This window comes from Streptomyces sp. NPDC059456 (assembly GCF_042750055.1).
Lineage (GTDB): Bacteria > Actinomycetota > Actinomycetes > Streptomycetales > Streptomycetaceae > Streptomyces.
The window spans coordinates 1-7570 of record NZ_JBHYVA010000416.1; the positions used below are offsets into that span (position 1 = coordinate 1).

8 protein-coding genes are annotated in these 7570 nt (G+C 75.1%); 4 read left to right on the forward strand and 4 right to left on the reverse strand.

Annotated elements, in window-relative coordinates; genetic code table 11:
- Positions 1-131 precede the first annotated feature (131 nt).
- The 3 genes from ACFXA3_RS28755 (at position 132) to ACFXA3_RS28765 (ending at position 4107) form a co-directional block, all read left to right on the forward strand.
- Positions 132-1532: a hypothetical protein gene (locus tag ACFXA3_RS28755; protein WP_385191414.1), complete on the forward strand. Its 1401-nt coding sequence runs from the start codon at positions 132-134 to the stop codon at positions 1530-1532.
- Positions 1529-2494, forward strand: coding sequence for an ABC transporter ATP-binding protein (locus tag ACFXA3_RS28760; protein WP_385191416.1), 966 nt, complete (start codon positions 1529-1531; stop codon positions 2492-2494). Before ACFXA3_RS28755 ends, ACFXA3_RS28760 begins: the two co-directional genes overlap by 4 nt.
- Positions 2495-2616: 122 nt before the next feature.
- Positions 2617-4107, forward strand: coding sequence for a condensation domain-containing protein (locus ACFXA3_RS28765; RefSeq protein WP_385191418.1), 1491 nt, complete (start codon positions 2617-2619; stop codon positions 4105-4107).
- Between the two features lie 18 nt (positions 4108-4125).
- Here the strand turns inward: ACFXA3_RS28765 and ACFXA3_RS28770 are convergent, their stop codons facing one another.
- Both ACFXA3_RS28770 and ACFXA3_RS28775 read right to left on the reverse strand, forming a co-directional pair.
- On the reverse strand, positions 4126-5346 hold the full coding sequence (locus tag ACFXA3_RS28770; RefSeq protein ID WP_385191422.1) for an RNA polymerase sigma factor: 1221 nt from the start codon (positions 5344-5346) through the stop codon (positions 4126-4128).
- A gap of 57 nt (positions 5347-5403) precedes the next feature.
- Complete coding sequence (locus ACFXA3_RS28775; protein ID WP_385191419.1) at positions 5404-5763, reverse strand: YciI family protein; 360 nt, start codon at positions 5761-5763, stop codon at positions 5404-5406.
- 214 nt (positions 5764-5977) lie between these two features.
- On the opposite strand from ACFXA3_RS28775, the gene ACFXA3_RS28780 reads away from it, so the two are divergent.
- Positions 5978-6352: a hypothetical protein gene (locus ACFXA3_RS28780; RefSeq protein WP_385191420.1), complete on the forward strand. Its 375-nt coding sequence runs from the start codon at positions 5978-5980 to the stop codon at positions 6350-6352.
- A gap of 16 nt (positions 6353-6368) precedes the next feature.
- On the opposite strand, the gene ACFXA3_RS28785 is transcribed toward ACFXA3_RS28780, so the two are convergent.
- Together ACFXA3_RS28785 and ACFXA3_RS28790 are read right to left on the reverse strand one after the other, a co-directional pair.
- On the reverse strand, positions 6369-6638 hold the full coding sequence (locus ACFXA3_RS28785) for a hypothetical protein (protein ID WP_054226415.1): 270 nt from the start codon (positions 6636-6638) through the stop codon (positions 6369-6371).
- A gap of 101 nt (positions 6639-6739) precedes the next feature.
- Positions 6740-7570 (reverse strand): Dyp-type peroxidase (locus tag ACFXA3_RS28790; protein WP_385191421.1); only part of this gene is annotated, 831 nt, incomplete at its 5' end.

Genomic DNA, 7570 nt, shown 5'->3' on the forward strand with positions numbered 1-7570 from the left:
CTGGTGCGGGGGGGCGCTGGTGGTGTTGACCCCCCCCGCCCGGGGGCCGGCGGCCGCCCCGCCGGCGGGCCCCCCCCCCCCCCCCCCGGCTGGTCGCCGAACTGCTGGTCGTCGCGGCCACCGCCGCGGCCGTGATCGAGGTCCGCAGCCGCGGGGTCGCGCCCGCCGGCGAGGGCCTGGACCCGCTGCTGGTCGCCGCCCCGCTGCTGCTCGCCCTGTGCGGCGGCCTGGTCCTGGCCCGGCTCCAGCCGGTCCTGGTGGGGGCACTGGCCCGGATGGCCGGACGGCGCCCCGGCCTGGTCGGCTTCCTCGGTCTGGCACGCGCCGCACGGGGCACCGGCGGCCGGGCCCGCCCCTCGGTGCTGCCGCTGATCGCCCTGCTGCTGGCCGTCACCACGGGCGGGTTCGGGTCCACGGTGCTGGACGCGGTCGACGCCGGCCGGCTGCGGGTGGCCCGCCTCACCGTCGGCGGCGACGTCCAGATCTCGGCTCCGTACGGGACCGCCCTGCCCCCGGCGATGACGCAGGCCGCCGCCGCGCTGCCCGGCGTCCGGACGTCGGTCGGGGTGTGGACGGACGACCAGGCGTTCGTGTTCGGCACCGACCAGGGCTCCACCCAGGTCACGGTGATCGTCGCGGAACCCGCGGCGTACGCCGAACTCGCCCGGACCGTCGGGCGCGGGCCGTTCGACCCCGCCCTGCTCTCGCGCTCCGCGAGCGGCGCCGCCGCCGGTGCCCCCGGATCCGCCGACGCCCCGCTGCCCGCGCTGTTCAGCAGCTCCCTCGCCAAGGTGGCGACAAACGGGACCTACCGGCTGAGCCTCAGCGGCGGCGACGAACTGCGGATCGGCTCGGTCGGCGTGGTCGAGGGGACCCCGGCCAAGGGCGGAACCGACGGAGCGCTGGTCGTCCTGCCCGCCGGACCCACCACCGCCCTGGTGCCGCGGACCGGGAAGCCCGACCGGTGGTTCGCGACCGGCGGGGTCGACGGGGCCCGGCTGCGGGAGACCATCCGCGCCACAGCCCCGGCGGCGGGCGCCGGGCAGTTCACCGTCCGCACCAGCGCCGCCACGGCCGCCGAGCTGGGCAGCGACCCGCTCCAGCGTTCGGCCGGCCGGCTGTTCTGGGCGTCCGTGGCCGGCGCCGCGGGCTTCGCCCTGCTGGCCGTCCTGCTCACGCTGGTACGGGCGGCACCCGAACGCGCCGCGCTGCTGGCACGCCTGCGCACGATGGGCCTGCGGCCCCGGGACGGCTTCCGGCTGATCCTGACGGAGGCACTGCCGCAGGCGCTGGCCGCCACCCTCGGCGGGGCACTCGTCGCGGCCGCGGCCGTCGCCCTGCTGGGGCCGGCCATGGACCTGTCCGCCCTGGTCGGCTCGACGGTGCCCACGGGACTGCGCCTGGCGGCGCTGCCCGTACTGGCTCAGGCGCTGGGGCTGGCCGTCCTCGTCACCCTGGCGGTGCTCGCCGAGGCGGCGATATCCGGACGGCGCCAGATCACCACCGAGTTGAGAGCGGGAGACCAGCGTTGAACACCGACCAGCCGACGTACGAGGAACTGCGCCGGCAGGCCCTGGCGGCCTCCGCCCCGCGCACCGGGCGGGCGGACACCGCCATCGCCTGCGACCGCCTGGTCCGCATCTTCAGTGCGGACGGGGTCGAGGTGCAGGCGCTGCAGGGCCTGGAGCTGACGGTGGAGCGCGGTGACCTGGTCGCCCTGGTCGGCGCTTCCGGCAGCGGCAAGTCCACCCTCCTCAACGTCCTGGCGGGACTGGACGTGCCCACGGCCGGTTCGGCCACCGTCGAGGGCTACGACCTGCTGGCGATGTCGGCCAAGGACCGGCTGCGCTACCGGCGCGAGGCGGTGGGCTTCGTCTGGCAGCAGACCGCGCGCAACCTGCTGCCCTTCCTGACCGCGGCTCAGAACATCGCCCTGCCGATGCAGCTGCGGGGCCGCCGCGGGCGCGGCACGGCCGACCGCCGGTCGGCGCAGGTCACCCGTCTCCTGGAGGCCCTGGAGATCGGCGATCTCGCGGACCGGCGGCCAGCCGAGCTCTCCGGCGGCCAGCAGCAGCGGGTGGCCATCGCCGTGGCCATGGCGAACGACCCGGCGGTGCTGCTCGCCGACGAGCCCACCGGTGAGCTCGACTCCGAGACGGGGGCGGCGATCTTCGAGGCCTTCCGCACCGTCAACCGGGAGCTCGGCGCCACCGTGGTCATCGTGACCCACGACCCGCTCGTCGCGGGCGAGGTCCGCCGTACGGTCGCGATCCGCGACGGACGCACCAGCAGCGAGGTGCTGCGCCGCACGGTCACGGACGAGCACGGCGCGGAGTCGGTGAGCGAGCGCGAGTACGTGATGCTGGACCGGACCGGCCGCGTGCAGCTCCCGTACAAGTTCCTCCAGGCGCTGGGCATGGAGCACCGCGTGGCGGTGGACCTGGCCGCGGACCACATCGAGGTCCGCCCCGACTCCGCGGAGGACCCCGTCTGACGCCGGCGCCGCCGCTGCCCGCGCACCGCCACGACCCGGTGGACGAACGGGTGGGCGTCACTTCCGTGGGGCGGGTGTCGTTAGGGCCTCGGGGTTGACTTTGGGGGCGAAGGGATGACGGAATGCGGCAGTTTCCTCTGGAGACGCACGACATGGCACCGGGACGGGTCGTCGAATGGCGGCTGCGGTCCACGGCCGCCGCGGCGGCGGACACCGACGGCGCGGGCGATGCGGCGGGCAGGAGGGCTTCGTTCAACCAGGACAAGCACTTCACCGTCGCGGAGGAGAGCCGCGGTGCCGACGACCCCGTCGCGTCCTGGATCGCGGTCACCTTCGAGGTCGCGGGCATGCTGGACGAGCAGGCCCTGACCCGGTCGCTGCTTGCCTTCGTGCGCCGGCACGAGGTGCTGCGGTGCGAGTTCCGGCGTCTCGCGGGCGAGTTGGCGTGTGAGCCGATCAATGCGGCCGAACTCGCCCTCGACACGGTGCCCGTGGCGGCGTTCGACTCCTCCGAGGCCCTGCGCGGCTTCCTCGTCGACCGCTTCAAGCGCAGCATCGACACGCTGTCCTGGCCGCTGTTCACCATGGGCGCCGTGCTGCGCGAGGACTCCTCGACCGTCTACCTGGCCTTCGACCACATCGTGTGCGACGGCCTGTCGATGCCGATCGTGGTCCACGAGGTGCAGAGCGCGTACGAGGCCCTGCGACGGGGCGAGGACCTCGACCTGCCGGCCGCGCCGAGCTACCTGGACTTCGCCGAGGAGCAGCGCCGGCGCTACCTGTCCATCGACGCAGACGACGCGCGCCTCGGCTACTGGAAGTCGTTCATGGCGCGGGGCGGGGGCGAGTTCTTCCCCCGGTTCCCGCTCGAACTCGGCGTGGAGCCGGGCCGGATGTACCCGATCGTCAACGAGGCCTCGCCGCTGCTGGACGCCGCCGAGGCCGAGGTGTTCGAGAAGGCCTGCCGGGCGGTGGAGGGAAAGCCGTTCATGGGGGTGCTGGCGGCCGTCGCGGTCTGTCTGCGCGAGGCCGGAGGGCCCGGCGTGTACCGGGGGTTCATGCCGGTCAGCGAGCGCGGCCGGGCCGGCTGGGCGAACTCGGTGGGCTGGTTCGTCAACACCATGCCGATCGAGTTCGACGCGTCGCCCGGCCGGGACTTCGCCCAGGTCATGGCGGCGGTCCGGGCCGGGTTCGGCGAGATGATGGAGCACATCGACGTGCCGTTCGTGCGGGCCTGGCAGCTGCTGGCGCCCACCGAGTTCGCCGCGCGGTCCTGGCCGTACCCGGTGAACTTCTTCTCGTACATCGACGTCCGCAAGTGCCCGGGCGCCGAGCGGCACGAGGACTGGCGGCCGACCTCGCACGTGTGGTCGGCGCGCGCCAACGGCGCCTGCTCCTGGTTCCAGCGGGACGCCGACGGCCTGCACATGAACTCGATCTACGTGGACACCCCCGCCGCGCGCCGCACCATGGCCGATTTCCAGGAGGCGCTGCGGCAGACGGTCCGGGAGATCGCCCGGCACGGCTCGCTGCGCCGCCCGGTCGCGCTCGCCGCCCCGCGCCGTCCCCTCGGCCGGGCGCTCGACAGCGCCCCGTACGCCCGGCGCAGCTGACGACCCGGCCGCCCGTGCTCACGCGCGGGCGGCACGCCCGAGCAGCAGGGCCCGTTCCCGCGCGTTGCGGGTGAGTGCGGCGGCGCGTTCGAACTCGGCCCGTGCCTCCTCCCGGCGGCCCAGCCGCTCCAGCAGGTCGCCCCGTACGCTCGGCAGCAGGTGGTAGGTGCGCAGGGCCGGCTCCGCGGCCAGGGCGTCGACGAGCGGGAGGGCCGCCCGGGGGCCCTCGGCCATCGAGACGGCGACCGCCCGGTTGAGCTCCACGACCGGGGAGGGCACCAGCTCGACGAGCCGCCCGTAGAGCGTGGCGATCGTCGCCCAGTCCGTGTCCTCGTAGCGGACGGCCTCCGCGTGGCAGCCCGCGATCGCGGCCTGCACGGAGTAGGGGCCGTTTCCGGCGTGCTGCATGGCCAGGGCGCCGCGGCGGATCAGCATCCGGTTCCACTTGGACCGGTTCTGGTCGGCGAGCAGCACCGGTTCGCCGTCGGGTCCGGTGCGGGCGGAGATCCGGGAGGCCTGGAACTCCAGCAGTGCGGCCAGCCCGTGCACTTCGGGTTCCCCGGGCATCAGGGCGGCCAGGACCCGGGCGAGGCGCAGGGCGTCCTCGCACAGGGCGGGGCGGACGAGGTCGTCGCCGGCCGTCGCCGAGTACCCCTCGTTGAAGATCAGGTAGATGACCTCCAGGACGGAGGCGAGCCGCTGCGCGCGGTCGGCGCCGTACGGGACTTCGAAGGGCACGCCCGCCTTGGCCAGGGCCCGCTTCGCCCGGACGATGCGCTGGGCGACGGTCGGTTCCGAGGTGAGGAAGGCGCGGGCGATCTCCTGGGTGGTCAGCCCGCCCATCAGGCGCAGGGTCAGCGCGATCCGGGCCTCGGTGGCCAGGACGGGATGGCAGGCGGTGAAGATCAGCCGCAGCAGGTCGTCGTCGATGTCGTCCGGGGCGGCCGGTTCGGCGGGCGGCGGTACGTCCTCCAGGGTCCGGCCGACCTCGGCGAGCTTGCGGGCGTACGTCTCCTTGCGGCGGACGAGGTCGACGGCCCGGTGTTTGGCGGTGGCCGTGAGCCAGGCGCCCGGCTTGTCCGGCACACCCGACTGCGGCCACTGCTCCAGGGCGGCGACCAGCGCGTCCTGTGCGATCTCCTCGGCGATGCCGACGTCGCGCACGATGCGCGCGACGGCGGCGATGATCCGCGCCGATTCGATCCGGAACACCGTTTCGACCGCCTGGGCCGTACTCACTGCCGTCACGGCCACCCATCAGAGCAGCCGTGACGAGGCAGGGCAAATACGGCGCGGTCAGCCCTCGTCGATCTGGCGCAGCTCGGCGCCGACGGTCCACTCCACGGGGTGGATCTCCAGGAACCGCTTGGTCCACTCCAGCGCCTCGGCCTTGTCCTTGGCCTGGAGGATGGCGTAGCCGCCGACGACCTCCTTGGTCTCGGTGAAGGGCCCGTCGGTGTAGGTCAGCCTGCCGCCGGACCAGGTCACGCGGGTTCCCTCGGCGGTGGGGAGCAGCCCGGCGGTGTCGAGCATCACCCCGGCCTTGGTGATCTCCTCCATCAGGGCGCCCATGCGCTGCCCGAACTCCGGCGGGAACTCGGTGTTGGCGGGAAGGCTCTGCTCGTCGATACGGATCATGGAAAGGAAGCGCGGCACGGTGACTCCTCGGTCGGACGGGCGGGGGCCGTCCCCGCCTCTCACTCCTGCGTCGAACGGGAGACGTCCGGATCGACAGCTCCCCGGGAAATTCCTCGAAGAATCTTCCGGACCGCCGGGGGCACCGGTCCGCAGCGACACTCCGGCCCTCCCGGCGATCCCCTACCCGGGAGTAGGATCGCGGGCTCCTGCCCCCTGCGAGAGGACGTCCCCGATGCCGCGCACTCCTTCTTCCCCCCTGCTGCTCGCCGGTCTGCTGGCCGGGGCGGGCGTGGCGCACGCGGTGATACCGAAGCCGTTCGACGCGACCGTCCCGAGCGCCCTGCCCGGCACCGCCCGGCAGTGGACGTACGCGAGCGGCGCGGCGGAGCTGGCGCTCGCCGCGGGTGTCGCGCACCCGCGGACCCGCCGGGTGGCGGCGCTGGCCGCGGCGGCCTTCTTCGTCGGGGTGTTCCCCGCGAACGTGAAGATGGCCGTCGACGCGCGCCGCCGCTCCCCCGCCACCCGGGCCGTGACGATCGCCCGGCTGCCGCTTCAGGTGCCGCTGGTCCTGTGGGCCCGGAACGTGAGCCGGGGCTCGGCCGGCTGACGCCACGCCACCCCGGTCACCGGCTGTCGCCGGACCAGTCCCAGCGGTCCGGTTCGGCCGCCCGCCGGCGGTAGTGGGCGCGGCCCCCGGATCCGTAGCGGCCTATCTCGGTGGGGAGCCGGGCCTCTTCGGCGAGCCGGCGCGGGCTCCAGCCCGTGATGTCCAGGAGGAGCCCGTCCAGTGGGCCGCCCACGAGTTCGCCGTAGACGTGGCCGGGGCGCGGGCCGGGATCGGGGTCGTCGTGGTCGGCGCCGTAGACCCGGCGCCGGAGCATCCTGTCGTCCATACCGCCCAGCTTCACAGCCACCACTGACAACGGGCCCCGGGGCGGCGGGAGACGCCCGGCGGAGGCCCCGCAGGGAGGCCCGGCGGGGAGGTCCGGCCGTCTCAGCCTTCGAGGAGGCGCTGCCCGACGTACTCCCCCGGCGCGGTCCCTCCCGGCACGGCGAACAGGGCGGAGCCCTCGTGCTCGACGTACCGCGCGAGGGCGTCGCCCCGGGCCAGCCGCTGCTGCACGGGGACGAAACCCGTACGGGGGTCGGCCTGCCAGGCGACGAACAGCAGCCCCGCGTCCGGTGTGCCGTCGGGGCGCAGGCCGTCGTAGTACGACCAGCCGCGCCGCAGCATCGTCGCGCCGCCGTTGGTGCGCGGCGCGGCCAGCCTGATGTGGGCGTTGGCCGCGATGACGGGAATCCCGTCGGGCCGTGCGGCGTCCAGGTCCACGGGGGTGCGCTCGGTGCCGCCGGTCAGCGGGGCCCCGTCGGCCACGCGCCGCCCGACGGCCTCTTCACGGTGGTGGACCGGCAGCCCCTCCCAGGTGTCGAGGAGCATCCGGATCCTGCGGACGACGACGTACGAGCCCCCGGCCAGCCAGGCGGGTGCGTCCGGGCCGGTGACGAGGATCCGGGCCCGCCCGGCGGGGTCGGCGGCGGGGGCCGGGTTCGCGGTGCCGTCGAGCTGGCCCATCAGGTTCCGGTGGGTGGCGGACCCGGCTCCCGGCCGGGTGAAGCCGGACATCACCCAGCGGGTCCGCGCGGCGCCCCGGGCCAGCCGCTGGAGGGTGCGCAGGGCGTGCACGGCGGCGAACGGGTCGTCGGCGCCCGTGAGGTCGGACAGCTCGCCCCCGCCCCGGGCCCGATGGAGCCCGGTGTGCGGGGACGGGGGGCCCGGGGGGGGGGCCGCCCGGCGGGGCCCGCGGTGGCCCAGCCCGGCGCTCAC

What these genes read in the sequence shown, in the direction of transcription:
- ACFXA3_RS28785 (WP_054226415.1), bottom strand. Translation starts at nt 6,638, where the DNA reads ATGGACGACAGGATGCTCCGGCGCCGGGTCTACGGCGCCGACCACGAC.
- ACFXA3_RS28765 (WP_385191418.1), top strand. Translation starts at nt 2,617, where the DNA reads ATGCGGCAGTTTCCTCTGGAGACGCACGACATGGCACCGGGACGGGTC.
- ACFXA3_RS28780 (WP_385191420.1), top strand. Translation starts at nt 5,978, where the DNA reads ATGCCGCGCACTCCTTCTTCCCCCCTGCTGCTCGCCGGTCTGCTGGCC.